The 25,773-nt window shown below is 71.0% G+C and carries 23 protein-coding genes and 1 pseudogene; 18 read left to right on the top strand and 6 right to left on the bottom strand.

The features are described 5' to 3' along the window. Window positions 1-121: 121 nt before the first annotated feature. From ACRDTB_RS18115 to ACRDTB_RS18060, 12 genes are all read left to right on the top strand, one after another. A complete protein-coding gene (locus tag ACRDTB_RS18115) occupies window positions 122-1,312 on the top strand; it encodes a S8 family peptidase (protein ID WP_431431737.1) in 1,191 nt (396 codons plus the stop codon). 82 nt (window positions 1,313-1,394) lie between these two features. After that, a complete protein-coding gene (locus tag ACRDTB_RS18110; protein WP_431431736.1) occupies window positions 1,395-2,615 on the top strand; it encodes an acyl-CoA dehydrogenase family protein in 1,221 nt (406 codons plus the stop codon). Between the two features lie 73 nt (window positions 2,616-2,688). Further along, complete coding sequence (locus tag ACRDTB_RS18105; RefSeq protein ID WP_431431734.1) at window positions 2,689-3,486, top strand: SDR family oxidoreductase; 798 nt, start codon at window positions 2,689-2,691, stop codon at window positions 3,484-3,486. Then, the gene (locus ACRDTB_RS18100) at window positions 3,483-4,532 is read left to right on the top strand and encodes a phosphotransferase family protein (protein ID WP_431431733.1); all 1,050 of its coding nucleotides are present in this window, start codon (window positions 3,483-3,485) and stop codon (window positions 4,530-4,532) included. Before ACRDTB_RS18105 ends, ACRDTB_RS18100 begins: the two co-directional genes overlap by 4 nt. Before the next feature lie 127 nt (window positions 4,533-4,659). Next, window positions 4,660-5,325: a histidine phosphatase family protein gene (locus ACRDTB_RS18095; RefSeq protein WP_431431731.1), complete on the top strand. Its 666-nt coding sequence runs from the start codon at window positions 4,660-4,662 to the stop codon at window positions 5,323-5,325. A 22-nt stretch (window positions 5,326-5,347) separates the two neighbouring features. Continuing rightward, window positions 5,348-7,009, top strand: a complete 1,662-nt coding sequence (locus ACRDTB_RS18090) for a serine/threonine-protein kinase (RefSeq protein WP_431431729.1) — start codon at window positions 5,348-5,350, stop codon at window positions 7,007-7,009. Window positions 7,010-7,230: 221 nt separating this feature from the next. Continuing rightward, on the top strand, window positions 7,231-8,190 hold the full coding sequence (locus tag ACRDTB_RS18085; RefSeq protein ID WP_431431727.1) for an SMP-30/gluconolactonase/LRE family protein: 960 nt from the start codon (window positions 7,231-7,233) through the stop codon (window positions 8,188-8,190). Window positions 8,191-8,776: 586 nt separating this feature from the next. Further along, the gene (locus ACRDTB_RS18080; RefSeq protein ID WP_431431725.1) at window positions 8,777-10,093 is read left to right on the top strand and encodes an ABC transporter substrate-binding protein; all 1,317 of its coding nucleotides are present in this window, start codon (window positions 8,777-8,779) and stop codon (window positions 10,091-10,093) included. Between the two features lie 73 nt (window positions 10,094-10,166). Next, window positions 10,167-11,177, top strand: a complete 1,011-nt coding sequence (locus ACRDTB_RS18075) for a carbohydrate ABC transporter permease (protein WP_431431723.1) — start codon at window positions 10,167-10,169, stop codon at window positions 11,175-11,177. Further along, window positions 11,174-12,013 (top strand): carbohydrate ABC transporter permease, encoded by an 840-nt coding sequence (locus ACRDTB_RS18070; RefSeq protein ID WP_431431721.1) that lies wholly within the window; start codon window positions 11,174-11,176, stop codon window positions 12,011-12,013. The genes ACRDTB_RS18075 and ACRDTB_RS18070 overlap by 4 nt, the downstream gene beginning before the upstream one ends. After that, a complete protein-coding gene (locus ACRDTB_RS18065; RefSeq protein WP_431431719.1) occupies window positions 12,014-14,611 on the top strand; it encodes a hypothetical protein in 2,598 nt (865 codons plus the stop codon). A gap of 58 nt (window positions 14,612-14,669) precedes the next feature. Beyond that, complete coding sequence (locus ACRDTB_RS18060; RefSeq protein WP_431431718.1) at window positions 14,670-15,755, top strand: TolB family protein; 1,086 nt, start codon at window positions 14,670-14,672, stop codon at window positions 15,753-15,755. A 168-nt stretch (window positions 15,756-15,923) separates the two neighbouring features. Here the strand turns inward: ACRDTB_RS18060 and ACRDTB_RS18055 are convergent, their stop codons facing one another. The 3 genes from ACRDTB_RS18055 to ACRDTB_RS18045 all read right to left on the bottom strand — a co-directional run bounded on the left by ACRDTB_RS18055 (window position 15,924) and on the right by ACRDTB_RS18045 (window position 18,494). Beyond that, window positions 15,924-16,436, bottom strand: a complete 513-nt coding sequence (locus ACRDTB_RS18055) for a hypothetical protein (protein WP_431431716.1) — start codon at window positions 16,434-16,436, stop codon at window positions 15,924-15,926. Window positions 16,437-16,756: 320 nt separating this feature from the next. Beyond that, window positions 16,757-17,533, bottom strand: coding sequence for an ABC transporter permease (locus ACRDTB_RS18050; protein WP_431431715.1), 777 nt, complete (start codon window positions 17,531-17,533; stop codon window positions 16,757-16,759). Between the two features lie 4 nt (window positions 17,534-17,537). After that, complete coding sequence (locus tag ACRDTB_RS18045) at window positions 17,538-18,494, bottom strand: ATP-binding cassette domain-containing protein (RefSeq protein WP_431431713.1); 957 nt, start codon at window positions 18,492-18,494, stop codon at window positions 17,538-17,540. Between the two features lie 116 nt (window positions 18,495-18,610). Here ACRDTB_RS18045 and ACRDTB_RS18040 point away from each other — a divergent pair, with 116 nt between their 5' ends. From ACRDTB_RS18040 to ACRDTB_RS18030, 3 genes are all read left to right on the top strand, one after another. Then, window positions 18,611-19,378: a TetR/AcrR family transcriptional regulator gene (locus tag ACRDTB_RS18040; protein WP_431431712.1), complete on the top strand. Its 768-nt coding sequence runs from the start codon at window positions 18,611-18,613 to the stop codon at window positions 19,376-19,378. Between the two features lie 88 nt (window positions 19,379-19,466). After that, a complete protein-coding gene (locus ACRDTB_RS18035) occupies window positions 19,467-20,126 on the top strand; it encodes a DUF998 domain-containing protein (RefSeq protein ID WP_431431710.1) in 660 nt (219 codons plus the stop codon). A gap of 10 nt (window positions 20,127-20,136) precedes the next feature. Then, complete coding sequence (locus ACRDTB_RS18030; RefSeq protein ID WP_431431708.1) at window positions 20,137-20,760, top strand: LysE family translocator; 624 nt, start codon at window positions 20,137-20,139, stop codon at window positions 20,758-20,760. A gap of 580 nt (window positions 20,761-21,340) precedes the next feature. Here the strand turns inward: ACRDTB_RS18030 and ACRDTB_RS18025 are convergent. Continuing rightward, window positions 21,341-21,512: pseudogene (locus ACRDTB_RS18025) on the bottom strand (IS481 family transposase); the annotation flags it as partial. Between the two features lie 75 nt (window positions 21,513-21,587). Beyond that, on the bottom strand, window positions 21,588-22,571 hold the full coding sequence (locus ACRDTB_RS18020; RefSeq protein ID WP_431431706.1) for a hypothetical protein: 984 nt from the start codon (window positions 22,569-22,571) through the stop codon (window positions 21,588-21,590). 138 nt (window positions 22,572-22,709) lie between these two features. Between ACRDTB_RS18020 and ACRDTB_RS18015 the strand changes: the two genes are divergently transcribed. Then, window positions 22,710-23,132 (top strand): DUF6319 family protein, encoded by a 423-nt coding sequence (locus ACRDTB_RS18015; protein WP_431431704.1) that lies wholly within the window; start codon window positions 22,710-22,712, stop codon window positions 23,130-23,132. Here the strand turns inward: ACRDTB_RS18015 and ACRDTB_RS18010 are convergent. After that, a complete protein-coding gene (locus ACRDTB_RS18010; RefSeq protein ID WP_431431702.1) occupies window positions 23,129-23,713 on the bottom strand; it encodes a DUF1361 domain-containing protein in 585 nt (194 codons plus the stop codon). The genes ACRDTB_RS18015 and ACRDTB_RS18010 overlap by 4 nt on opposite strands. Before the next feature lie 43 nt (window positions 23,714-23,756). Here ACRDTB_RS18010 and mgrA point away from each other — a divergent pair, with 43 nt between their 5' ends. Both mgrA and ACRDTB_RS18000 read left to right on the top strand, forming a co-directional pair. Beyond that, window positions 23,757-24,794 (top strand): L-glyceraldehyde 3-phosphate reductase, encoded by a 1,038-nt coding sequence (gene mgrA / locus ACRDTB_RS18005; RefSeq protein ID WP_431431699.1) that lies wholly within the window; start codon window positions 23,757-23,759, stop codon window positions 24,792-24,794. A gap of 285 nt (window positions 24,795-25,079) precedes the next feature. Continuing rightward, a partial coding sequence (locus ACRDTB_RS18000) for a ribokinase (protein WP_431431697.1) occupies window positions 25,080-25,773 on the top strand: 694 nt, incomplete at its 3' end.

Here is a 25,773-nt window from a genome sequence, read left to right as displayed (position 1 = left end):
TAAATGTTTGTCCGCAGGAGTTGCATATCAATAGGACAACGATGCGTGGATTCATTCACGGGGCGCAGCAAATGCGACGCCATTGTCCACATTGGTCGGGGACAGGAAGGGTCAACTAGACATGACGCGCATGAGTCGGGGCCGGCTGTTGGCCGGCGTGGGTTTCGTGGCAGCGGCAGCGGCTGTCGCCGCGGTCGTCGCGATGCCCGCACAGGCGCAGGAAGGCCAGATCCGTCTGGCCGACACCGCGAACGCGGTGGACGGCCGCTACATCGTGGTCCTGAAGAACAACTTCACGGCCTCCGGGATCAGCACGACCGCCGACACCCTCGGTGCCGAGTACGGCGCCCAGGTCGGCTACAAGTACACGTCCGCGCTGCACGGCTTCTCGATGACCGCCACCGAGGCGCAGGCCAAGCAGCTGGCGGCGGACAGCAACGTCGCCTACGTCCAGCAGAGCCAGAAGTACACGGTCTCGGACACGCAGCCCAACCCGCCGTCGTGGGGCATCGACCGGCTCGACCAGCGGGACCTGCCGCTGGACAGCTCGTACACCTATGGCCCCTTGGCTGACAACGTCACCGCGTTCGTGATCGACACCGGTGTCATGGTCGAGCACCCCACCTTCGAGGGCCGGGCCACCGGTGGCTTCGACGCCATCGACGGTGACAACGACCCGGATGACGGGCACGGGCACGGCACGCACGTCGCCGGCACCATCGGCGGCGCGGAGTACGGCGTGGCCAAGGGCGTCAACATCGTCGGTGTGCGCGTGCTAGACGACAGCGGCAGCGGCACCACCGAGCAGGTCGTCGCCGGCATCGACTGGGTGAGCCAGAACCACACCGGCCCGTCCGTGGCGAACATGAGCCTCGGCGGCGGGGCCGACGAGGCGCTCGACACCGCCGTGCGCAACTCGATCACGTCCGGCGTGACCTACGCGATCGCGGCCGGCAACTCCTCGTCCGACGCCTCCGGCTTCTCGCCGGCCCGCGTCACCGAGGCGATCACCGTGGCGGCGTCGGACATCAACGACGCCCAGGCCGAGTTCTCCAACTTCGGCTCGGTCGTCGACCTGTATGCCCCGGGCGTGGACATCACCTCGTCCTGGAACGACGGTGCCACCAACACGATCAGCGGCACCTCGATGGCGACCCCGCACGTGGCCGGCGCCGCGGCGCTGTTCCTGTCGGCCAACCCGGAGGCGACTCCGGACCTGGTCGCCGAGGGCCTGTCCGGCGCGGCGACTCCCGACAAGATCACCAACGCCGACCCGAGCACGCCCAACCTGCTGCTTTACACGGGCGAGTGAGCTAGGCACGTGAGCTAGGTCAAACAATGCCGCCCCCGGGACGAGTCCCGGGGGCGGCATCTTGCGCCTATGGTCTTCAGACGTGGACTTCTCGCACTCGGCCCGCGCGGCCGACTACCTGCGACGCGTCGGTGACTTCGTGCGCACGGAGATCGAACCCGTCGAGGCCGACTACCACCGCACGCTCCGGGTGGCGCGCGACCCGTGGGTCGTGTTGCCCGTCGTCGAGGAGCTCAAGGCCAAGGCCCGCGCGCAGGGCTTATGGAACCTCTTCCTCCCCGACACCGAGCACGGCGGCGCGGGGTTGTCCAACGCCGAGTACGCGCCGCTCGCCGAGCAGATGGGCCGCTCCGCGCTCGCGCCCGAGATCTTCAACTGCAACGCGCCCGACACCGGCAACGCCGAGGTGCTGGTCAAGTACGGCAGCCCCGAGCAGCAGCAACGCTGGCTCGCCCCGCTGCTGCGCGGCGAGATCCGCTCCGCGTTCTGCATGACCGAGCCGGGGGTCGCCTCCTCCGACGCGACCAACATGGCCGCCACCGCGGTCGTCGATGGCGACGAGGTCGTCCTCAACGGACGGAAGTGGTGGAGCTCCGGGGTGGGCCACCCCAACTGCGGCTTCGTGATCTTCATGGGCCTGACCGACCCGGACGCGCCGCGTCACCAGCGGCACTCGATGGTCCTGGTGCCCATCGACGCCGACGGCGTGAAGATCGAGCGGATGCTGTCGGTGTTCGGTGGCCAGGACGAGCCGTACGGGCACGGCGAGGTCACCTTCACCGACGTCCGGCTGCCGCTGTCCGCGGTGATCGCCGGACCCGGCCGCGGGTTCGAGATCGCGCAGGGCCGGCTCGGGCCCGGTCGCATCCACCACTGCATGCGGTTGATCGGGCTGGCCGAGCGGGCCCTGGAGCTCGCCTGCGCCCGGGCCACCAGCCGGGTCGCCTTCGGCAAGCCGCTCGCGAACCTCGGCGGCAACCGGGAGCGGATCGCGCGGGCGCGGATCGCGATCAACCAGGCCCGGCTGCTCGTGCTGCACACCGCGTGGCTGCTCGACACCGAGGGTCTGGCCGGTGCGCGCAGCGAGGTGTCGCAGATCAAGGTGGCCGTGCCGAACACCGCGCTGGAGGTCATCGATATGGCCATCCAGCTGCACGGCGCCGCCGGGGTGTCCGACGACTTCCCGCTCGCGGCCGCGTACGCGGCCGCGCGGGCGCTGCGGCTCGCGGACGGCCCGGACGAGGTGCACCTGAACCTCGTGGCTCGGTACGAGCTGGCGCCCTACGTCGAGGAGCCTCGGTGAGCGGAGCTTGCGGAGCGAACCATCAAACACAGGGCGACCGCGAGCGGCGACACCGAGCCTGCGAGGGGTCGTCGTGAGGGTTCTCGTCACCGGGGCGGGATCCGGGCTCGGCCGCGCCATCGCCACGCGGTTCGCCGGTACCGGGGCACGCGTCCTCGTGTCCGATGTGGACCTCGCGGCGGCCGAGACGGTCGCGAAGGAGCTCGGGCAGAACGCGATCGAGCTGGACGTCACCACCGACGCCGGCTGGCGGGCCGCGCTGGAGCGCTGCCAGGAGGACTGGGGCGGGCTGGACGTGCTCGTCAACAACGCCGGCGTCGGTGCGGGCGGGCGGTTCGAGCGGATCCCGCTCGAGGACTGGGACTGGATCTGGGAGATCAACCTCAAGGGCGTCGTGCGCGGCTGCCGGACGTTCGTGCCCCTGTTCAAGGACCAGCACGCCGGCCACATCGTGAACATCTCCTCGCTCGCCGGGATCATGAACCTGCCCGCGATGAGCTCCTACAACGTCACGAAGGCCGGCGTGATCGCGCTGTCGGAGACGCTGCGCCACGAGCTCGAGCCCTACGGCGTGCACACCACGGTGGTCTGCCCGGCGTACTTCCGGACGAACCTGGGGGAGCGGCTGCGCAGCCCCGACGCGGGCCTCGCGGTGCTCATGGAGAAGCTGATGGCCTCGTCGAAGGTGACGGCCGACGACGTGGCCGGCCAGGTCGTGGATGCGGTGGCGCGCAAGCGTTTCCTGGTGCTGACTCATCCCGACGGGCGCCGCTCGGCGCGGCTCAAGCGGCTGCTGCCGCGGCTGGTCGACGGGCAGGTGCGCACCTACTGGTCGCGGCTTCGGTCCAGTTTGGAACGGGAGGGCTCATGACGACGCTGGCGGACCAGCCGGGCGAGGTGCGCGACGAGGACGCGTTCGACACCGCCGCGGTGACGGCGTGGCTGGAGTCCCATGTGGACGGTCTGGGTGAGCTGCGCGAGGTGCGGCAGTACCCCGGCGGTGCCTCGAACCTGACCTACCTGCTGCGCTACGCCGGGCGCGAGCTGATCCTGCGCCGCCCGCCCGCCGGCCAGAAGGCCAGGTCCGCGCACGACATGCGGCGCGAGTACCGGGTGCAGAGCAGGCTGCGCCCGGTCTACCCGTACGTGCCGAACGTGCTGGCGCTGTGCACGGACCCGGCCGTGCTCGGCTCGGACTTCTACGTGATGGAGCGCATCGACGGCATCATTCTGCGCGGTGACCTGCCGGAGGGGATGACGCTGTCCCCCGCCGCCGCCCGCGATCTCGCGTTCCGGACCTTCGACCGGCTGATCGAGCTGCACGAGGTCGACGCCGAGGCCGCCGGGCTCGGCGACCTCGGCAAGGGCGCGGGCTACGTCGAGCGGCAGGTGCGCGGCTGGTCGGACCGCTACCGCAAGGCCCGCACGCCGGACGTGCCGGAGGCCGAGAAGGTGATGGCCTGGCTCGCCGCGAACCAGCCGGACGACGTCCGGATCTGCGTGATACACAACGACTTCCGGTTCGACAACGTGGTGCTCTCCGACGCGCTCGAGGTGGTCGGCGTGCTCGACTGGGAGATGGCCACGCTCGGCGACCCGCTGATGGACCTCGCGGGCAGCCTCGCGTACTGGACGCAGGCGGACGACGACGAGCTGGCGCTGGCGATGCGCAAGCAGCCGAGCCACCTGCCGGGCATGCCGACCAGGCAGGAGCTCCTCGACCACTACCGCGCGCGGACCGGGCTGTCCGCGCGGAACTGGACGTTCTACGAGGTGTTCGGCGCGTTCCGGCTCGCGGTGATCATGCAGCAGATCTACTACCGGTTCCACGCCGGCCAGACGCACAACCCCGCGTTCGGGCAGCTCAACCGTTTCGTCGAGTACCTCCTAGCGCGCTGCGACGCGGCAATCGCCTGACGGCGACGAGGTCTCGTATCGACCAACGTAACCTCAGGGGACCGTGACGGCACCCAGCCACAATCAACCGGACATCCGCAACGTTTGGCTGGGACGCAACCAACACTTCGAATTCCGGGGAGGCGGGATGGGTGCGGTCTACCTGTTGCGGCACGGGCAGGCGTCGTTCGGCACCGCCGACTACGACGTGCTGTCGCCGGCCGGGGCGTTGCAGTCCAAAGTGCTCGGTGACGAGCTGTGCCGCCGCGAGGTGCCGGTGCACGCCGTCTGGTCCGGCACGCTGCGCCGCCAGCTCGCGACCGCGGCGGCGTGCCTGCCGGCGGCCGGGATCGACCTCGACGTGCGGCAGGACCCGCGGTGGAACGAGTACGACCACGTCAACCTCGTCCCCGAGGGCCAGGCGGCGGACCCGTCGGACCTGGCCGCGTCGGCCCGGCGGTTCCAGGAGCAGCTGGACGACGCGCTGCGGGTGTGGATCGGCGGCGGCTCGCCGGCCGGCGGGTCGGGCACGTGGGCGGAGTTCTCCGGCGGCGCGCTCGCCGCGCTCGACGCGGTGTTCGACGACCTGCCCGGCGGCGGCAGCGCGCTCGTGTTCACGTCGGCGGGGGTGATCGGGGCGGTGTGCGCGCGGCTGCTGAACCTGCCGCTGGACGGCTACCTCGCGCTCAACCGGACGATGGTGAACGCGGGCATCACGAAGCTGGTCCGCGGCCGGTCCGGGACGAGCCTGCTGACGTACAACGAGCACGCCCATTTCGAGGGCGAACACCGCGAACTGCTCAGCTACCGGTAGTGACGTGGGTATCGTTCGGCCGGTGCAGGACCTGCGGACCGAGGATCCGGCGAAGATCGGTGAGTACACGGTGCTCGGCCGGCTCGGCAACGGCGCCATGGGCATGGTGTACCTGGCCCGCTCGCCCGGGGGCAGACCGGTCGCGGTGAAGGTGGTCCGGCCCGAGCTCGCCGACGACCCGGGGTTCCGGGACCGGTTCCGCCAGGAGGTCGCCTCCGTGCGGGCGGTCGGCGGCTTCTGGACGGCGGCGGTCGTGGACGCCGACCCCGACGGGCTGTGGCTGGCCACCGAGTACGTGCCCGGGCCGACGCTGCTCACCGCGGTCTCCTCGCACGGGCCGCTGCCGCTGCCGGCGCTGCGGCGGCTAGTCGCGGGTCTGGCGGAGGCACTGCGGGCGATCCACGGCGCGGGCCTCGTGCACCGGGACCTCAAGCCGGGCAACGTGCTGCTCGCCGCGGACGGTCCCCGGGTCATCGACTTCGGCATCGCGAAGGCGCTGGAGAGCGTGGGCCTGACGGCGACCGGCATGTTCGTCGGCACGCCGGGGTTCCTCTCGCCGGAGCAGATCGAGGGGCGCGACGCCACGCCGGCGAGCGACCTGTTCGCGCTCGGCGCGGTGCTGGTCTACGCCGCGACCGGCGAGGGCCCGTTCGGCTCGGGCGACGCGGCCGCGCTGATGTACCGGGCGGTGCACGCCACCCCGGACCTCGACCGCGTGCCGGCCGAGCTGCGCCCGCTGGCCGCGCGCTGCCTGTCCCGCACGCCGGCGGACCGGCCGACACCGGCGGAGCTGCTGGCCGAGGTCGGCATGCCGGACGCCGCGGAGTGGCTCCCGGAACGCGTGCGCGCGATGGTGACCGAGCAGGAGACGGAGCTGGGCCGGCCCACGCCGCGACCGCCGACGAAGCCCTACACGAAGGTGGGTTCGCCACCGCTGCCGTTCGGCGGTCACCGCCACGACGGCCACTACGGCCGGTCGCCGGGCACCCCGGCGCCGGACCAGGCCCCACCGGTGACTGGGCCACCGCCGGACCAGGCCCCACCGGTGACTGGGCCACCGCCGGACCAGGCCCCACCGGTGACCCCGCCCGTTCCCCAGCCCGGAGTCCAGCCGGTGGCCCAGCCGCGCAGTGGCCCGGTGGCGGCGGCGCCGTCAGGTCCGCCGACCGGTGGGCCACCCGCCGCGGGGAGCCGGGCGGTGTTCCGGGTCTCCCGGGTGTCCGCGCTGGTCCTGGGCACACTCGCCACGGTCGGCGCGATCGTGTGCCTGTTGATTTACCGGCATGCCGAGGTCGTGAAGGACGACGGCACCGCGTTGCTGTCCTTCGCCGGCGTCGTGCTGCTCGTCGTGTCGGCGGTGCGGATGTGGTGGATCCTGCTTCGCCCGCGGCGGTGGATCGAGGTGTCCGGCGACGGGCTCACGGTCGGCCGCGGCACCCGGTCCCGGCTGGTGCCGTGGGGCCAGCTCGCCCGCGTGCGCGTGGTCGAGCACGGCCGCCGGCCGTGGCTGGTCGTGTGGCCGCACGACACGTCCCAAGTGGACCTCGGGCCGGAGTACGCGGGCGGGTTCCGGGTCTTCCCGGTCGGCCACGAGCGGCGCCGGGTGAGCCGGCTGCGCGAGACGCGGGAGCTGCGGGCGGCCCTCGGCTGGTACGGCCGGGCCGCCTACGACCCGAGTCCGTGAGCTTGCTGGCCGGCGAACCGTGAGGTAGGCAGGGGTCATGACTGTGCCGCCTCCCCGGATTTCAATGTGTTGGTCACCTTGGCGGAGGGAAGGTGCCGTTGGTCACGTACTTGGGGCTGGTTTGCGTCACGGTCCCCTGAGGTGCGGTTGCGAAGCCCTCGGCCTGATTCGATGTCGAGGTTGAGACAAGGGGTGCCATGCGACGTCCACCGATTGACCCAGTGGTCTGGCGGCCGGCCAAGGCGGTGGGACGGCCGGCGAAGAACACGTTGCCGCCGCTCACCGTGGTCCAGGTCAACGGGCGGGGCACCGAGGACGTGCTGGTCGACCACGGGAACGTGTTCACCGGCGTCGAGGACGGGCGCATCCTGCGGCTCACCCGGGACGGGCGGCGGCTCGACACGATCGCGGACACCGGCGGGCGGCCGCTGGGCATCGAGGCATACCCCGACGGCCGGCTGCTGGTCTGCGACGCCGCGCGCGGGCTGCTGCTTGTCGAGCGGGTCAGCGGCGACATCGAGGTGCTCGTCGAGCGGGGTGAGGACCTGCGGGTGTGCAACAACGCCGCGGTGGCCGCCGACGGCACCGTCTACTTCACCGACTCCACCAACCGGTTCGACCTCGAGCACTGGAAGGCCGACCTGCTCGAGCACCGCGGCACCGGCCGGCTGCTCCGCCGCGACCCGGACGGCACCGTCGAGACGCTGGTCGGCGGCCTGCACTTCGCCAACGGCGTGGCGCTCGCGGCCGACGAGTCCTATGTGGTCGTCGCGCAGACCGGGGCGTACCAGCTCGACAAGGTCGAGCTCACCGGTGACCGCCAGGGCGAGGTGGACGTCTTCGCTGCCGGGCTGCCGGGCTTCCCGGACAACCTCGCCACCGGCTCGGACGGGCTGATCTGGATCGCCATGGCGAGCCCGCGCATCGTCGCGCTCGACATCTCCAGCCGGCTGCACCCGGCCCTGCGCAAGGCGGTCTGGGCGCTGCCCGAGGCGTTGCAGGTCAAGGAGAAGCGGATCGTCTGGGTGCGCGCCGTGGACGGCGCCACCGGCCGGGTCGTGCACGACTTCTGCGGTACCCGCCCGGACTTCCACATGGTCACCGGCGTCCGCGAGGTGGCTGGCACGGTGTACCTGGGCAGTCTGGACGAGCGCGCGATCGCCCACTTCGAGATCCCCTGACTTTCTCGCGAAGACTTCTCGTGAACCGCGCGTGTTCGCCACACTGCGGAGCGGTAATTGGCGGGGACGATGCATCATTGTTGTCGAATAGCAACCATGCACCACCCGTGATTAGCGCACCGACACGCGGACCGGCTCCCATACCACCGATCATGGGCTCACGTGCGCTGCCGCGCCCCGGAACCGGTGGCGGAAGGACACGGGACGGTGTCGGAACGATGTCGCGGTCGCGACCGGTGGGCTGTTCGGTCGCTACCTGGCCTCCCTTCGGGCGGATGGGGCCAGCTCGGGCTTGACGCCAAGGCGCGCGCTGGTCCAGGCTAGTCCGCCATTAACCGATCAAGTGCCTACTCGTGCACTAGGTTGTGCAATCGCATCGGAGGCCGGGTCCGAAAAGGACCGGGCGTAAGGGAGTCGAGAATGACTCAGGCGGTGGATCCGCACCCGGAGGCGGACGCCTCCCCGGTGCCTCTTGATGCTGCGGAGTCTCCGCGAACCCTTTCAGGAAGCCCTTGACTGTGCACTTGATCCACGTGGCGGAAATTCAAGGTGCGGTGCAGTCACGGATCGACAGGAGTAAACAGAAATGAGTGCTGGAGCAAGGGCGCGCACTGCTGCCATCCTTGCTGTCGCGGCCGTCGCGCTGGCGGGTTGTGGCGACGACGGTGGCGGCGGTAGCGGCGGTGACTCGGGTGGCGGGGGTGCGGCGCCGGCCCTCGAGGGTCGCGGGCCCATCACGTTCGCGACCGGCAAGGACACGTCGGGCAACATGCAGAAGCTGGTCGACCAGTGGAACACCGACCACCCCGACGAGAAGGTCACGATCACCGAGCTGCCCGAGGCCGCCGACGAGCAGCGCAACCAGATGATCCAGAACGCCCAGGTCAAGTCGGACGCGTACACCGTGCTCAACCTGGACGTCGTCTGGACCGCGGAGTTCGCCGCGAACCGCTGGGTCGTCGAGTTGCCGCAGGACGAGTTCGACGTCGACAACTTCCTCGAGCCGGCGATGGACACCGCGATGTACCGCGACAAGATGTACGCGGTGCCGGTGTACTCCGACGGCGGCCTGCTGTACTACCGCAAGGACCTGTTGGACAAGGCGGGCGTCGCGGAGCCGCCGAAGACGTGGGCCGAGATGTCCGACGCCTGCGCCAAGGTCAAGGCGCTGCCCGAGGGTAAGAACATTGGCTGCTACGCGGGCCAGTTCGACAAGTACGAGGGCCTGACGGTGAACTTCTCCGAGGCCGTGCAGTCCGCGGGCGGCACCGTCGTGGACGAGAGCGGCAAGCCGGACGTCAACACCGATGCTGCCAAGGATGGGCTGAACTTCCTGGTCGAGGGCATCAAGTCGGGTGAGATCCCGAAGGCGGCCGTCACGTTCCAGGAGGAGCCGGGCCGGCGCGCCTTCCAGGACGGCCAGCTGATCTTCCACCGGCAGTGGCCGTACCAGTGGGCGCTGGCCAACGCCACCGACGGCACCTCGAAGGTCGCCGGCAAGTTCGACGTGGCCCCGCTGCCCGGCAAGGACGGCCCCGGCGTGTCCTCGCTCGGCGGGCACAACTTCGCGATCTCGGCGTTCGCGCCGAACAAGGCGACCGCGCTGGACTTCATCAAGTACTTCTCCAGCGAGGAGTCGCAGAAGTCCAACCTGCTCGCCACCTCGCAGGCGCCCACCCGGGCCAGCCTGTACGACGACCAGGAGCTGATCGACCAGTTCCCGTACCTGCCGACCCTGAAGGCGTCCATCGAGAGTGCGGTGGCACGGCCCAAGGTCGTGAAGTACGGCGATGTCACGGCGGCCATCCAGGAGGCCGCGTACGGCGCGATGAACGGCGAGATGACGACCGATCAGGCGCTGAGTGATCTGCAGTCCAAGCTCGAAGAGCTGACCGCGGAGTAAGGGACGAGGTGTCCGGCCGGGCGGCACACCGCCGCTCGGCCGGAGGCCCCCTGAACACCTACGGGAGATCGTCGTGACCGCGCCTGCTCTGCCGCCCGCCGCGGGCGGAAACGCCACCACCAGCCCACAACGTCACGGGCGGCTCGCCATCCTGCTGCTCTCGCCGACGTTCGTCGTGCTGGCACTGGTGATCGTCTACCCCCTCATCGCCGCCGTCCGTGAGTCGATGTACCGCAGACAGGAAGGGCTCGACGAGAGCGGGTTCGTCGTCGAGGGCGACCAGTTCGTCGGCGCCGACAACTACGCCGACCTCGTCACCGGCGAGGTCGCCTCCCGGTTCTGGAACGCGTTCTACAACACCACGTTCTTCACCGTGGTCGGAGTGACCATCGAGGTCGTCCTCGGTGTCGCCATGGCCCTGGTGATGCACCACGCGCTGCGGGGCAGGGGCCTGGTCCGGGCCAGCGTCCTGGTGCCGTGGGCGGTGCCGACCGCCATGTCCGCCCTGCTGTGGCAGTGGATCTTCCAGGCCGACGGCATCGCCAACGAGATCCTCAACACCCAGATCCTGTGGACCACCGAGGGCTTCGAGGCGAAGATCGCGGTACTGGTGGCGGACACGTGGAAGACGGCACCGTTCGTCGGCCTGCTCGTGCTGGCCGGTCTGCAGATCATCCCGAACGAGGTCTACGAGGCGGCCCGGGTCGACGGTGCCAACGCCTGGGCCCGCTTCTGGCGGATCACGCTGCCGCTGGTCAAACCGGCGCTGCTGGTCGCGGTGCTGTTCCGGGTCATGGACGTGCTGCGGATCTTCGATCTCCCGTACGTGCTCATCGGCGCGCGCAAGGAGTCCGTGGAGACGCTGTCCATGCTGGCGTTCGAGGAGGCGCGCCAGCTTCGGTACGGACCCGCGGCGGCGTACGCGACGGTCCTGTTCGTCTATGTGGCGATCGTCGCCTACGTGTTCGTCAAGCTCCTCGGCGCCGACCTGATCGGTGAGGCGAGGGAACGCACCCGCGCCGAGCGGCGGCGAAAGTCGAGAGCGCCGGCGGAGCCGGAGGAGAAGGAGGCGGTGCCGGTATGAGCAACGCGAAGAGCCTCGCCGGCCGTCGCTGGCTCTCGACGCTGGGCATCGTCCTCATCGTCGTCTACTGCCTGGTGCCGTTCTACTGGATGGTCGCCTCGGCGCTGCGCCAGCCCAACGACCAGGCGGACAACTCCCTGTTCCCCAACCCGATCTCGATGGACAACTTCGAGGCCGTGTTCGGCCCGGGGGTCGGGTTCGGCCGCAACCTGGTCAACAGCGTGGTCGTCGCGGGTGTCACGACGCTGCTCACGCTGGTCATCGGCACGTTCGCGGCGTACACGCTGGCGCGGTTGAACTTCCGGTTCAAGAACGTGGCCGCCGGGATCATCATCGCGACGTCGATGTTCCCGGGCATCTCGCTGATCGTGCCGCTGCTGAAGCTGTTCACCGAGATCGGCTGGATCAACACCTACCAGGCGATGGTCGTGCCGAGCCTGTCGTTCGCGCTGCCGCTCGCGGTGTGGGTGCTCGCCACGTTCTTCCGGCAGATGCCGAAGGAACTGGAGGAGGCGGCCATGGTGGACGGTCTCACCCGTGGCCAGGCCTTCCGCAAGGTGATCCTGCCGCTGGCCGCGCCGGGCATGTTCACCACGGCGATCATCACGTTCATCGCCGCGTGGAACGAGTTCATCATCGCACTGTCCATGGTGAACGAGAAGGAGATGAAGACCGCGACGGTCGCGATCTCCCAGTTCACCGGTATCTCCGGGTTCGACAGTCCGTTCGGGACCAAGATGGCCGCCGGTGTCGTGGTCACTGTTCCGCTGGTCATCGTGGTCCTGATCTTCCAGCGCCGGATCATCGCCGGCCTGACCGCTGGAGGCGTCAAGTAGATGCGCAGGAGCAAGACTTTCTTAGCCCTGGCCGTACTGGCCACCGTCGCGGGGCTGGGTGCCCCGACCGCCGCGACCGCCGCACCGCAGTCCACTGTGGACTCAATCACGGGAGGTGCGCTGGCGGGCCGAAGCCTGGTCGAGCTGTCGGAGACCACCCGCCTGGCCGACCGCCGGGCACTGGTGACCGGCGACCGCGTGATCGCGATGGGCGACGAGACCGGCCTGTACCCGGCCACCGGCTGGCACATCCGCGGTGAGATGGGCGGCATCTGGACGCCGCCGCTGAAGCTGCTCGACGGCATCTGGTTCGCCGTCGACGACGCGTGGCTCGGCGCCGACGTGGCCGCCACCAAGTACACGTCGGGCTGGGGCTACCAGCGCTTCGACTACGCCGGTGCGGACGGCCTGTCGGTCGGCCGGATCGACTTCGCACCGGACGGCGCGCGGGGCAACGTGATCGGCCTGACGCTGCGCAGCGACACGCGGCGCGACGTGCGGCTCGCGATGGACGCGCACTCCGAGCTGATGCCGAACTACCCGTGGGGCTGGACCACGCCCGGTGCCGCCGAGGTGAACCTGGCGGACACCGGCGCGTACGCCGACGGCACGCTGACCTTCCGCGAGAAGGGCACGTCGCCGGGCACCGGCGCGCACGACTACGCCGCCGTGGTGGGCTCCTCCGCGCGGCCGTCCGGCCACGAGCTCGGCCCGGACCACCGCGGTCCGCAGGATCCGGCCGTGGTCTGCCCGGCCGAGGGCGAGGCGCCGCCGAAGTGCGACGACTCGGCGTTCGGCAAGGGCACGGGTGGCCGGCTGACCTACGACGTCCCGCTCAAGCCGGGCAAGGAGACCACGCTGTGGTTCACCGTGGCCGGCTCCGACGCGGGCCCGGCCGCGGCGCGCGCCGAGTTCAGGCGGGCGTCGAAGAACCCGGTCGCCGCGCTGCGGTCCAAGGTGGACGGACGAATGGCGCTGGCCGGCAACACGAAGGTCGACATCCCGGGCGACCGGCTGCTGCAGCGCAGCGTCGACTGGAGCAAGCAGAACCTGGCCGACTCCGTGCAGGAGGCGCACGACATGCGGCTGCGGGACGTCGACGAGGGCAACGCCTTCCCGGAGCCCGCCGGCACGCTGGAGGAGGCGCGCTTCTACGGCGCCGGCTTCCCGGACTACCCGTGGATGTTCGGCACGGACGGCGAGTACACGGCGTTCGCCGCGGTGGCCGCCGGCCAGTTCGAGCCGATCAAGGCGCACCTGCGGGCGCTCCGTGACGTCAGCGAGGTCGTCAACGAGGGCAGCGGAAAGCTCGTGCACGAGGTCATGCACACCGGCGACGTCTACTTCGGCGCGAACGACGACGCGGGCAACACCGACGAGACGGTGAAGTTCCCGAGCGCGGTCGCCCTGCTGTGGCGCTGGACCGGCGACGACCGCTTCCGCGACGACCTGTACGACTTCACGGTCCGCAACCTGCGGTACGTGGACGAGACGCTCGACGAGGACGGCGACGGCTGGCTCGAGGGCCTCGGCAACGTCGAGCGTGCGGGCATGGGCGAGGAGAAGCTGGACAGCACCGCCTACTTCATCCGCGGGCTGCTCGACCTCGCGGACATGGCGGCCAGCTTGGGCGACGACGCCACGGAGACGTGGGCGAGCGAGCGCGCGGCCGACCTCCGGTCGCGGTTCGAGGCGACCTGGTGGACCCCCGGTGACGCGAAGGCCTACGCCGAGTCGATCGACGACCCGGAGAACCCGGCCAACGACAACGCCCCGGTCTTCCAGCGGCACTGGACCGGCGTGTCCCCGATGGAGATCGAGCTGCCGGGCGGCAGCCCGCTGGCGAGCCCCGAGCACGGCCCGGTCGCGCTGGCCCAGCGCGAGAAGGACTGCTACACGGGCGAGTTCGGGCTCTACCACACCGGCAGCGGCCCGACCTCCGCGCCGGAGGGCAACCCCGGCCCGTCGTGCGACAGCGTGGTGTCCACGGTGAAGAGCGAGCGGTCGACGTTCTCCCTCAACACCGGCGTGATGGCGGTGGCGGAGGGCAACTTCGGCCGGCTCGGTCCACAGCGGACGTACACGACCGGCAACGCCCGCATCCAGCTCGACCCCACGGTGTGGGAGACGCCGGGTGCGATGCCGGAGATCGCGCCGTCGCCGGACTTCCCGGCGAACATCGGCCGGCCGTTCTACGACCGCTCGATGTCGTTGCAGGCGTGGGGTGCCTACGGGATCCTGTGGCCGGTCGTGCACCAGCACCTCGGCGTCGCGCCGGACCTGGGCAACGGCCGGCTGTCGGTGATCCCGCAGCTGCCCGACGGCCAGGAGCGCATCGCCGGGTCGGACATCCGGCTGGGCCGGGGTTCGGTCGACGTCAAGGTCTGGCGCTCGGGCGACACGCTGGCCACCTCGGTCCGGCTCGACCGGCTGCGCACCGACCTGACCGTCGGCACGGTGCTGCCGGCGGGCACGCGGCCGTCCAGCGTGACCTACAACGGCCGCGCGGTCGACTACGAGGTCGTGACGACGACGCGGGGCACGGAGGTCCGGGCAGCCGTCGCGAGGGACGGGACACTCGAGGTCTCGTTCCAGTAGGCGAAATGGGCCGGCCCGGGTGGCGACACCCGGGCCGGTTCGGTCGGGGGAGGAAGTCGTGCGGCGTGTCGCTGTGCTCGCGGGCTGCGTACTGCTCGCCGGTTGTACCCAGTCCACGGCGGGCGGCGCCGGCCCCGATCGGCTGGACCCGGAGACGTTGCGGGTCACCGGCAGCACCCCGGTGACCGCGAGCGGCCCGCTGCGGCTCTCGCCCGACGGGAGCCGGGTATTGCGGCTGGACGAGCTGGACCTGTGCGTCACCGCGCTGGACGGCTCGGACGAGCGGTGCGCGGGCCCCGGCGTGCACGCGGACCCGCGGGGCGCGCAGTGGTCGCCGGACGGCTCGATGATCGCATTCACCGAGGACTTCACGAGGCAGGGGTTCGACCCGGACGTGTGGGTGTTCGACCTCCGCACGGGGAAGACGCGCAACCTCACCGACGACGGCGTGGCCGAGGCCTCGGCCGGCGATATCGCGCCGCCGTCGATGATCGACATGCTGCCGTCGTGGTCGCCGGACGGCAAGTCCGTGCGTTTCGCCCGCGGCACCCCGTCCAAGCTGGAGTCGACGGACCTGATGTCGGTCAGTGTCTCCGACGGCAAGCTGACCACGGTTCGCGAGGTCCGCTGCGAGCGGCCCGCGCTGACCGCGCTCGCCTGGTCGGCGGAGCTGATGGCATGGACGTGCGGGTTGCGCAACGCCGAGGTGGTCGCCGCGGACGTGGCCGGCGAGCGCGACGAGTGGACGGTGCTACCCGGGGCCGATGAGGACCGCATGCTGCTGTCGTTCTCGCCGGAGGGCCGGTCGCTGCTCGTGGACTCGCTGGAGTCGTACTCCTCGGTCGAACCCGAGGGCGGGCGGGCGAAGGTCGTGCCGGTGGAGGGCGGCACCGCGCGCCCGGTGGCCGAGGGCGAGGTCGCGTACCCGGCGTGGGTGCCGGGCTCCGGCGCTGTCGCCTACGTCGAGCTGCCCGGCACGCTGAAGGTCGCGCCCGACCCGGCCGGTGGCGAGGGTTCGTCGCCGCGGGAGGTGCACGCCGCGGGCGACCTCGCGGGCTCCGACGGCACGCGGCTGAACTGGGGCGAGGGCTCGTTGCTGGCCTTCGAGGACGGCAGGGCCACTTTGCTCAAGATGTCCGACTAGTCCGCCTCCCCGGAACCAGCCCGCCTCCCCGGAATTCAAAGTGTTGGTTGCGTTCGGGCGAACGGTGCGGATGTCCGGTTGACTGTGGCTGGGTGCCGTCACGGTCCCCTGAGGTTACGTTTGGCCGGCGCGAGACCTGGCACGATGATCCACGAGACAGGCCCTGGCTCAGAAGCCGAGAGGCACGCCCGGCGGCACGAGCTCGGCCTCGACGCGGAACGTGACCAGGAAGTGCTCGGGCGCGCCGCACGCCACGTCCCCGCCGCCGGTGAGGGCGGCGGTGATCCGCTCGCGGGCGAGCAGCAGCACCGCCGCGGTGTCGGCGCATCCGGACATGACGAACGCGTACCCGCGATGGCCCGGCGGCGGCCGCCGCTCCAGCGCGACCGTGACGGCATCGGTCAGCTCGACACCCGCGGCCGCGAGCCGCGTGCGCAGTGCGGCCGTGTCGCCGAGCTCCACCGCGGCCGGGTCGAGCCGCGAGGTCCCGATCGGCACGAAGTCGGTGAGCCGGCCCGGTCCCTCGGGGGCCACCGGCACCTCGCCGTTGACGGTCCGCACGGACCGCGTCCACTCGCCCGGCACCGCCACGTGGGCGACCGGGCCGACCGCGCGGACGCACTCCTCGTGATCCGTGCCGCCGACGAACCGCACGCGCAGGTCCGTGTCCACGAGCGACACCCGCACCGCCTCCGGTGTCCGGCAGCCGGTCGAGTCGGTGGCCGCGACGTATGTGGTGTCCGGCTCGGCAGGTCGTTCCTCGGGAGGCGGCTCGACCGAGTCCGCTCCGCCGAACCAGCTCGCGAACGCGTCCAGCCGGATCGGCTCGGTGCTCAGCGCGGCGAGGCGTTTCGGGGCCCAGCCGTCGGGTTCGAACGCGAGGTGTCCCCGTCCGATGCGAGCCGCACGCGATGACCAAGGTGAGCAGGGTCGTCACCGCGACGACGAGCACGGTCGGTCTCATGCCTGGGGTGGACGGGACCGGCCGTGGTTTGGTTCCGTCAGGAGATGCGGCGGTGGAACAGGAAGCCGGACGCGGCGACCGCGACCGCGAGGATCCCGCCGCACCAGGCGATCGCGAGCCACGGTGCGTTGCCGACCGGCGTGTCCAGCAGCAGTCCACGCATCGACTCGATGACCGGGGTGAACGGCTGGTGCTCGGCGAAGCCGTGGATCCACGACGGCATCGTGTCGATCGGCACGAACGCGCTCGACGGGTAGGGCAGGAACATCACGAAGAACGTGAACCCGCCGGCCGCCTCCGCGGAGCGGGTGATCAGCCCGACGGCCGCGGAGACCCACGAGAACGCGAGCACGAACAGCAGCAGCACGCCGACCGCGGCCAGCCACTGGGCCGCATCGGCCTGCGGGCGGAAGCCGATCAGCAGGGCGACCGCGACCACCAGCACGGTGGACAGCAGGTTCCGCGCGACGCTCGCCACCACGTGCCCCGCGAGCACGGCCGCGCCGCTGACGTCCATCGAGCGGAAGCGGTCCATGATGCCGCCGTTCATGTCCTGGGTGACGGCGACCGCGGTGAGCGAGGAGCCGAAGCCGGCGCACAGCAGGATCACGCCCGGGACCACGTAGGTGACGTACTGCGTGCCGGTCTCGATGGCGCCGCCGAACAGGTAGACGAACAGCAGCATCAGCATGACCGGCAGGAACAGGGCGGTGAGCAGCGCGTCCATGTTGCGGACGGAGAGCCGGACCGAACGGGCGGCCATGGCGCGCATGTCGCCGGTGAACGACGGGGGGCGAAGGGCGAGCTCAGACATTTGATCAGACACTGACCGGCTCCTTGTCGGTGGTGTGCCCGGTGAGGGCGAGGAACACGTCGTCGAGGGTCGCGCTGTGGACGGTGAACCGGTCGACCGCGCGGCGGCTCGGGTCGAGCTCGTCGAGCAGCGCGCGCACGTGGCCCGCGCTGCCGTCGGTGGCGACGGAGACCGCCAGCCGGTCGGCGGCCGGCTGCACGGCGCGCGGGCCGAGCGCGAGAACGAGCTCGTCGAACGCGGCGCGGTCGGTGGCCGTGAGGTCCAGCCGGTGCCTGCCGACCTCCTGCTTGAGCTCCGCGGAGGTGCCCTCCGCGACGATCTCGCCGCCGTCCATCACGGCCACGCGGTCGGCGAGCCGGTCGGCCTCCTCCAGGTACTGGGTGGTCAGGAGGATCGTCACGCCGTCGCGGGTGAGCCCGGTGACGACCTCCCACACCGACTGGCGGCTGCGCGGGTCGAGACCGGTGGTCGGCTCGTCGAGGAAGAGCACGGCCGGCCGGATGATCAGGCTGGCGGCGAGGTCGAGTCGACGGCGCATGCCGCCGGAGTAGGTGCCGACCCGGCGGTCGCCGGCCTCGACCAGATCGAACCGCTCGAGCAGCTCGTCGGCCCTGGCCCGGGCTCGGGCCTTCGGTAGCCGGGAAAGCCGGGCCATCATCCGCAGGTTCTCCGCGCCGGTCTGCAGCTCGTCGATCGCGGTGTCCTGGCCGGTCAGGCTGATGCTGCGGCGGACCCGGCCACGCTCGCGGACGGTGTCGAAGCCGGCGACCCGGGCGGTGCCGGCGTCCGGGCGCAGCAGCGTGGCGAGGATGCGCACGGTCGTCGTCTTGCCGGCGCCGTTCGGTCCGAGCAGCGCGTACACGTCGCCGCGGGCCACGGCGATGTCGACACCGCCGAGCACCCGCACCTCGCCGTAGGACTTCTCGAGACCAGTAGCCTCGATGGCTGGCTCGTGGGACATGGGTTCCCTCTCCTGTTGACCTACGAGAATCACAGTGCGCACTGCGTATGGCATAAACTGTACTGCGTAGGTCGTAAACAGTGGATCGGGGCTTTCCCTGAGATGAGGTCGGGGTGATGGGCCAGGTGATGGACGGCGAGACCGGGCTGCCGGCCAGCTTCGAGCTGGCCTGGGGCGTGCGCGAGCGGCCGACCAGGGGCCCGAAACGCGCGCTGAGCCTGGAGCGGGTCGTCGCCGCCGGGGTCGCGGTCGCGGCTGGTGAAGGCATCGGCGCGGTGTCGATGAGCCGGGTGGCGAAGGAGCTCGGCACGTCGGCGATGGCGCTCTACCGGTACGTGGCGTCAAAGGACGAGCTGATCGCGCTGATGGTCGACTCGGCCCTCGGGGATGCCCCGGACCTGTCCGCCGGCCTGGTCGGCCCGGACGGCTGGCGGGCGGGCCTGGAGCGGTGGGCATGGAACGAGCTCGCGGCCTACCGGCGGCACAAGTGGGTGTTGCAGGTGCCGATCACCGGGCCGCCGGTCACCCCCAAGTCGATCGCCTTCCTCGAGCAGGGCCTGCGCTGCCTGGCCGGCACGCCGCTCGAGCCGCACGAGAAGATGTCGGTGATCCTGACGTTGACCAGCTACACGCGCAGCTGGGCGACGCTGAGCGCGCAGATCGACGCGGCGCTCGCGGCGGGCGACCCGGCCGCGACCCACGTGCTGACCAACTACGGCGCGATCCTCGGCGCGCTCACCGACCCGGCCGACTTCCCCGCACTGCACGAGGTTCTCGCGGCGGACGTGTTCACGCCGGAGGAGGACCCGACGGACGAGGACTTCGTGTTCGGCCTGGCACGGCTCATGGACGGCTTCGCGGTCCTGATCAACTCCCGCACCTGACCCCGCGAGTCCCCGTTCCCGGCTCGGCCAGCGGTGTCCGGTATGTCGTCTTACGGTCCTCTCACCTTCGCTGATTAATGTCGAACGCATGGCCCCGGGAAGACTGGTGACACTGGCGAGCCTCGGTGCGCTCGTAATCGGCGTCGTGCTCATGTTCGCGCTGCACGTGCTGCCGCCGACCAACGAGATCAGCCCCATCCGCCGGACCATCAGCGAGTACCAGCTCGGGCCCGGCAAGTGGATCTTCGACCTGGCGGTGCTGCTGGTGGCCGCCGGCTCCGCGCTGGCGTTCGCCGCGCTCGTCCGGCGCCGGTTGGTCCGGCCGCTGTCCGCGCCGGTCGTGCTCGGTGCATTGTGGACACTGAGCCTGCTCGTGGTGGTCACCTTCACCAAGACCGACTGGACGATCGGGCCGAGCTTCGGCGGCGTGATCCACCGCTACGCCAGCGTGGTCGGGTTCGTCGCGCTGCCGCTCGCGGTGCTGCTCGTGGCCCGGACCGTGTTCCGCGCCGCGCCGGGCTGGCGGCTGCTCACGCAGGGGCTCGGACTGATCTCGCTCAGCGGGCTGGGCCTGCTGCTCGTCGGCGTGGCGCGGATGGCCGCCGGCGGTGGGCCGTGGTGGCGGTTCGTACCGCTCGGCCTGGTCGAGCGGACGATGGCGACGACCGCGGTGGCGGCGATCGTGGTCGTCATGCTCGGCGTGCTGGTGCGCGCAAAATCCGGTGACGCGGTGCCGGTGCCGGCCTAGTGTCGGCGGCGTGATGTCGCCGAGCGAGGTCCTCGCGTTCGCCGTCCTGTCGCTGGTCATGATCGTGATCCCGGGGCCGAGCGTGTTGTTCACCATCGGCCGCGCGCTGACCGTCGGCCGGCGGGAGGCGCTGCTGACCGTCGTGGGCAACGCGGCTGGCGCGTACCTGCAGGTGGTCGCGGTGGCACTCGGCGTCGGCGTGGTCGTGGAGCGGTCGGCCGCCGTGTTCACCGTCGTCAAGCTGGCCGGTGCCGCGTACCTGGTCTATCTCGGCGTACAGGCGATCCTGCACCGCCGCCGGGTCACCGGCGCGCTCGCCGACTCGGTCCCGCGGATCGGCCCGGTCCGCGCGCTGCGCGACGGTGTCGTCGTCGGCTTCACCAACCCGAAGACGATCGTGTTCATGGTGGTGGCGCTGCCGCAGTTCGCCGACGGCGCCGCGCAGATGCTCCTGCTGGGCATGCTGTTCCCCGTGATCGCCGTGCTGTGCGACAGTGTGTGGGCCCTCACCGCGGCCACGGCTCGGACGTGGTTCGCCCGCTCCCCGCGCCGGCTGGCGGCGATCGGCGGCACGGGCGGCCTGATGATGATCGGCTTGGGCGCGAGTCTCGCCCTGACCAACCGCAAGGACTAGACGGTATGGCGTGACTGGCTCGCTGTGAGTTGGTTGCGGGGCCGGGGCCTCGCTCAGAACATTCGTGGGTTGCCGGGCGGGGGCTGCCTGCTCGGCCTGTCCGACATTTGTGGGAGGCCCCGGGTTTTACCGAGCGTACGAGTGTGGGGCTCGATGTGCATGCACGGTCGGTCGCGGCGGCGGCGATCGATGGCGTCACGGGTGAGCTGTTTGAGTCCAGACTGACCCCGTCGCACGAGGACATCCGGTGTTGGCTGGAGAGATTGCCGGGGCCGGTGGCGGTGGCGTATGAGGCCGGGCCGACCGGGTTCGGGGTTGTATCGGGCGTTGGCAGCGGCCGGGCTCCGCTGCGAGGTGGTGGCGCCGAGCAAGCTGCAGAGACCGGCCGGTGACCGGGTCAAGACCGACGCCAAAGACGCACGTCACCTGGCCCGGTTGTTGCGGTTGGACGAGATCACGCCGGTGTCGATCCCCTCGGTCGATCAGGAAGCCGCTCGTGATCGGTGCGGTTGGTGCACCGGTTGAGGGGGGTCGTCCGCCGAGTGCGGCGTGGTAGCGGCGTTGGTAGGCCATCGTCGAGCAGGGTGCGGTTGAAGCGTTCGACGTTTGCCGTTGGTTTGTGGTCGGCGGATGCGGGTGCGGCTGTGCCGGATGCCGCGTGTGGTGAGGTGGTCGCGCCAGGCGTGTGAGCGGTAGCGGCTGCCGTTGTCGGTCAGGACGCGTGCGATGTGGGTGATGCCGTGGCCGGCGAAAACGTAGCAGCAGCCGATGTTCGGGCGGCCGTGGACCTTGCGGGGTCGGCCGCGGTGGGCCTCCGAGCAGTACAACTAGTCGCCGGCCGGGAGCTGGGTCCACGCCGTGGCCGCCAGGTCCCGGCCGATCGCGCAGGCGTCCTTTCCGGACGATGCCGGGACGCTCACCCGCAGCACGGCGTACTCCCGCAGGTCTCGGCCGAGCCCGAACGGGATGTGTTCGGTGGCCACGGTGCACACGAGGAGCTCGCTGGTGCTGTTGGCGACGACCCAGGTCGGGCGGCCGGCGACCGGCTCGCCGCGGGTCCGGTCCGACACGCCGGCCACGTTGGGCGAGTGGCCGACCGGGAAGTCCAGCTTCAGCGTCGCGGTGTCGCCGCCCGGCCGGCCCCAGCGGCACTGGTGCTCGGCGGGGTAGAGGGAGACCCGGTCACTGGTGATGCCCAGCTGCGTGGCGACCTTGTCCGCCGGCAGGAGCCCGCACGCCGACACCCTGGCCAGCGAGTTGTGCGCGGGCTCCCAGTGCCGCACCAGGTTGTTGCCCACCGCGTGGAAGATCCCCTCGGCGCCGGCCTGGGCGAGCGTGCACAACGTCTCCTGTGGCACGGTGTCCACCAGCTTCGCCGTGGCGGTCGCGGACATGGCCGTGTCGTCGGCCAGCAGCAACGCCATCGAGCAGGCGCCCCTGATCTGCGTCGGCACCTCGGCGACCGTCGCGCCTCGGGTCAGCTGCCGGACGTCCTGCCGGCCTGACGGGAGCGCGTCGACGTGCTGGAGCTGCCCGAGCTCGATGATGGCGTCCTCGTCGTCGATCGTCACCGTGATCAGGCACGCGTCCATGGTCGGTTCGGCCGGCAGCTGCGCCTCGCCGTACTCCTCGAACGCGAAGGGCCCGGTCAGGCTGCACGGGTTGATCGTGCGTAGGTCGCCGAGCTCCTCGGCGGTGAGCCTGCCGGTGGGCCGGCCGTCGTCCTTCGGGGCACCCTCGACGCTCGTCGAGCAGCCGGTCAGAGCCAGACCGGCGGTCAGTGCGAGCAAGACGAACCGGGCGAATCTCATGTGACACTCCTTCTCCGCGTGCACCGTACTGGACGAGCCGGACGAGCCCGGCGGTTCCCGCGGCGGGGCGCCGGTGCGCCTGGGGAACGGATGTTCTAATGTTGCTTCCCCAGCCGTAGTCATGATCGAAGGAGCGTGATGGTGTCCACCCCGAGCGAGGCGCAGGAGCCGACCGACGCCGCCCCGGCCGCCGAAACCGCCCCGGCAACCGAGGCCGTGGCCGACGCCGAGGCACCGGCGGAGGCGCCCCGCAAGCGCGGTCGCAAGCCCGGCAGCACCGCCCGCAAGACCCGGACCGTCGAGCTGACGCTCACGGTCACCGGCACGCTGGACGGGGAGTGGCAGGCCGAGCTGACCCAGTCCGGCAGCCGCCTGCTGCAAGGCCTGTCGATCCCGGCCGCCGCGGTCTCCCGGGCCGCCGCCGAGCTGCACGAGGACATCTCGAAGGCGATCGAGAGCGTCCTGGACACCGCCCGCCAGCAGCACCAGGCCCGCCTCGCCGAGTTGGAGGCCGAGCTCACGCGGGTGAAGGAGAAGCTCGCGAACCTCCAGGACGGCTAGACGGACCGAGCGGCGCGGTCGACGACCGCCGGCAGGGCGCGCAGTACCGCCGCCCCGCCGGCGAGCGCCGCGAACAGCACCAGCAGCACCGCGACCGTCCGCGGCTGCGGCACCGTGAGCACGTCGACGAGCCCGTGCGGGTCGGTCACCAGGTCCCACGAGTTGAACCGGAACACCCGGCCCAGCAGGATCCCGAACGCGCACAACGCGTGCAGCGACAGGTCGACCGCGAGCACCGCCCGGAACGAGAGGCCCCCCGCCTTCAGCCACCGCTCCAGCCGGACCAGCGACAGCACGTACGCCACGAACCCCACGCCGATGAAGCACGCGTACTGGGCGGCCAGTGCGGCCGCGAGCCACGGCGAGCCGTGCGCCGCGGACATGTCGTACGGCAGGTGCAGCACGTCGGTCAGCACGTACGGCGCGTTCGGCAGGAACGCCACGAACACCGCGCCGCCGGTCCACAGTAGCCACACCGGTCGCGGCCGGTGACCGAACAGGAACCGTGCGAGCACGAGCGGAACCAGGGCCAGCACAAGGTTCCAGCCCATCCAGCCGACATTGCCCACCAGTGCGGACATACCATGCACGCTACCCGCGAATCGCAAGTCGAGGAGGCGCGAGATGACGATCCCGGCCTACGGGGCCGCGGCGGACCGCTACGACCAGATGTCCTACCGGCGCAGCGGTGACAGCGGCCTGGACCTGCCGGCGATCTCACTCGGCCTGTGGCAGAACTTCGGCACCGAGGTCCCGCTCGAGCGGTGCCGGGAGATCCTGCGGCGCGCGTTCGACCGCGGCGTCACCCATTTCGACCTGGCCAACAACTACGGCCCGCCCTACGGCTCCGCCGAGGAGAACCTCGGCACGCTGCTGGCGCAGGACTTCCGCCCGTACCGGGACGAGCTGATCATCTCCACGAAGGCCGGCTACGACATGTGGCCCGGCCCCTACGGCCAGGGCGGTGGCTCGCGCAAGTACCTGCTGGCGAGCCTCGATGCGAGCCTGGCCCGGATGGGCCTGGACTACGTCGACATCTTCTACTCGCACCGCTTCGACCCGGACACCCCGCTCGACGAGACCATGGGCGCGCTCGCCTCGGCGGTGCGGCAGGGCAAGGCGCTCTACGTCGGCATCTCGTCGTACTCGCCGGCCAAGACCCGGGAGGCGCACGCGCTGCTCGCCGGCATGGGCGTGCGGCTGCTGATCCACCAGCCGTCGTACTCGATGCTCAACCGCTGGATCGAGCCGGAGCTGCTGGACACGCTCGGCGAGCTCGGCGTCGGCTGCATCGGGTTCTCGCCGCTGGCGCAGGGCATGCTGACCGACCGCTACCTCGACGGCATCCCGGAGGGGTCACGCGCGAGCCGGGACGGGTCGCTGTCGAAGGACTTCCTGAACGAGGAGAACCTGAACCGGATCCGCACGCTGAACGAGATCGCGAAGGGGCGTGGGCAGACGCTGGCCCAGATGGCGCTGGCCTGGACACTGCGCGACGAGCGGATGACCTCGACGGTGATCGGCGCGTCGAGCGTGCGGCAGCTGGACGACAACCTGGCCGCGCTGCACACGCTGGAGTTCACCGACGACGAGCTGGCCGAGATCGACCGGTTCGCCGAGGACAGCGGGATCAACCTCTGGGCCCAGTCGAGCGCGGAGTGAGCGGAGCGAACCATTCAACACTGTGAGCGGGAGTGACGGAGCGTTCGCCGTCTGGACTGACGGTCGCGCGCAGGCGCGTCAGCGCCGAGCACGTGAGGAGGGAAGACGGCGGGTAGCGCAGAAGCGGAGCGAACCATTCAACACTGTGAGCGGGAGTGACGGAGCGTTCGCCGTCTGGACTGACGGTCGCGCGCAGGCGCGTCAGCGCCGAGCACGTGAGGAGGGAAGACGGCGAGTAGCGCAGAAGCGGAGCGAACCATCCAACACAGTGAGCGCAGCGACCCAGTGAGCACCGTCGTCGTTGTTGGTTCCTGCAACGTCGACTTCGTCGTTCCCGTCTCGGTGCTGCCGGGGCCGGGGGAGACCGTGCTCGGCCGGGACCACCTGCGCATGCCGGGCGGGAAGGGCGCGAACCAGTCGGTCGCGGCCGCCAAGCTCGGCTCGTCCGTTGCGTTCGTGGGCTGTGTCGGGGACGACGCGCTCGCGCCGACCATTCTGTCCGCTTTGGACGGTGCCGGGGTGGACACCTCGTGGCTGCGCCGGGTGCCAGACGTGCCGAGCGGCATCGCGCTGATCACGGTCGCCGACGGCGGTGAGAACACGATCGCGGTCAGCCCGGGCGCGAACGCCCGCCTCGGCCCGGACGACATCGCGGCCGCGGCCGCGCCGCTGTCCGGGGCGGCGGTGACGTTGGTACAGCTGGAGATCTCGCTCGAGGCCGTCGCCGCCGCCGTGCACGGCGCGGGGGGTCGGGTCGTGCTGAACCCGGCCCCGGCCCGCGAGCTGCCGCCGGAGATCCTCGGCGCGGTCGACGTCCTCGTGCCGAACCGTTCGGAGCTGGGCGTCCTGGCCCGGGCCCCCGAGCCCGAGAGCCCCGGCGAGGCCGCCGCGCTGGCCGCCGCGCTGGCCGGCCCGTCCGCCGTGGTGGTCACGCTCGGCGCGGACGGTGCCCTGGTGGTTCAGGACGGCACGGCCACGC

This window comes from Actinophytocola sp. (assembly GCF_050699935.1).
In the GTDB taxonomy this organism is placed as follows: domain Bacteria; phylum Actinomycetota; class Actinomycetes; order Mycobacteriales; family Pseudonocardiaceae; genus Actinophytocola.
This window is presented reverse-complemented; position numbering and strand designations above follow the sequence as displayed.

Excerpts from the sequence above, each read along its gene's own strand:
- ACRDTB_RS18115 (WP_431431737.1), top strand. The coding sequence starts at position 122 with ATGACGCGCATGAGTCGGGGCCGGCTGTTGGCCGGCGTGGGTTTCGTG.
- ACRDTB_RS18100 (WP_431431733.1), top strand. The coding sequence starts at position 3,483 with ATGACGACGCTGGCGGACCAGCCGGGCGAGGTGCGCGACGAGGACGCG.
- ACRDTB_RS18095 (WP_431431731.1), top strand. The coding sequence starts at position 4,660 with ATGGGTGCGGTCTACCTGTTGCGGCACGGGCAGGCGTCGTTCGGCACC.
- ACRDTB_RS18080 (WP_431431725.1), top strand. The coding sequence starts at position 8,777 with ATGAGTGCTGGAGCAAGGGCGCGCACTGCTGCCATCCTTGCTGTCGCG.
- ACRDTB_RS18070 (WP_431431721.1), top strand. The coding sequence starts at position 11,174 with ATGAGCAACGCGAAGAGCCTCGCCGGCCGTCGCTGGCTCTCGACGCTG.
- ACRDTB_RS18065 (WP_431431719.1), top strand. The coding sequence starts at position 12,014 with ATGCGCAGGAGCAAGACTTTCTTAGCCCTGGCCGTACTGGCCACCGTC.
- ACRDTB_RS18050 (WP_431431715.1), bottom strand. The coding sequence starts at position 17,533 with ATGTCTGAGCTCGCCCTTCGCCCCCCGTCGTTCACCGGCGACATGCGC.
- ACRDTB_RS18045 (WP_431431713.1), bottom strand. The coding sequence starts at position 18,494 with ATGTCCCACGAGCCAGCCATCGAGGCTACTGGTCTCGAGAAGTCCTAC.
- ACRDTB_RS18040 (WP_431431712.1), top strand. The coding sequence starts at position 18,611 with ATGGGCCAGGTGATGGACGGCGAGACCGGGCTGCCGGCCAGCTTCGAG.
- ACRDTB_RS18035 (WP_431431710.1), top strand. The coding sequence starts at position 19,467 with ATGGCCCCGGGAAGACTGGTGACACTGGCGAGCCTCGGTGCGCTCGTA.
- ACRDTB_RS18020 (WP_431431706.1), bottom strand. The coding sequence starts at position 22,571 with ATGAGATTCGCCCGGTTCGTCTTGCTCGCACTGACCGCCGGTCTGGCT.
- ACRDTB_RS18015 (WP_431431704.1), top strand. The coding sequence starts at position 22,710 with ATGGTGTCCACCCCGAGCGAGGCGCAGGAGCCGACCGACGCCGCCCCG.
- ACRDTB_RS18010 (WP_431431702.1), bottom strand. The coding sequence starts at position 23,713 with ATGTCCGCACTGGTGGGCAATGTCGGCTGGATGGGCTGGAACCTTGTG.
- mgrA (WP_431431699.1), top strand. The coding sequence starts at position 23,757 with ATGACGATCCCGGCCTACGGGGCCGCGGCGGACCGCTACGACCAGATG.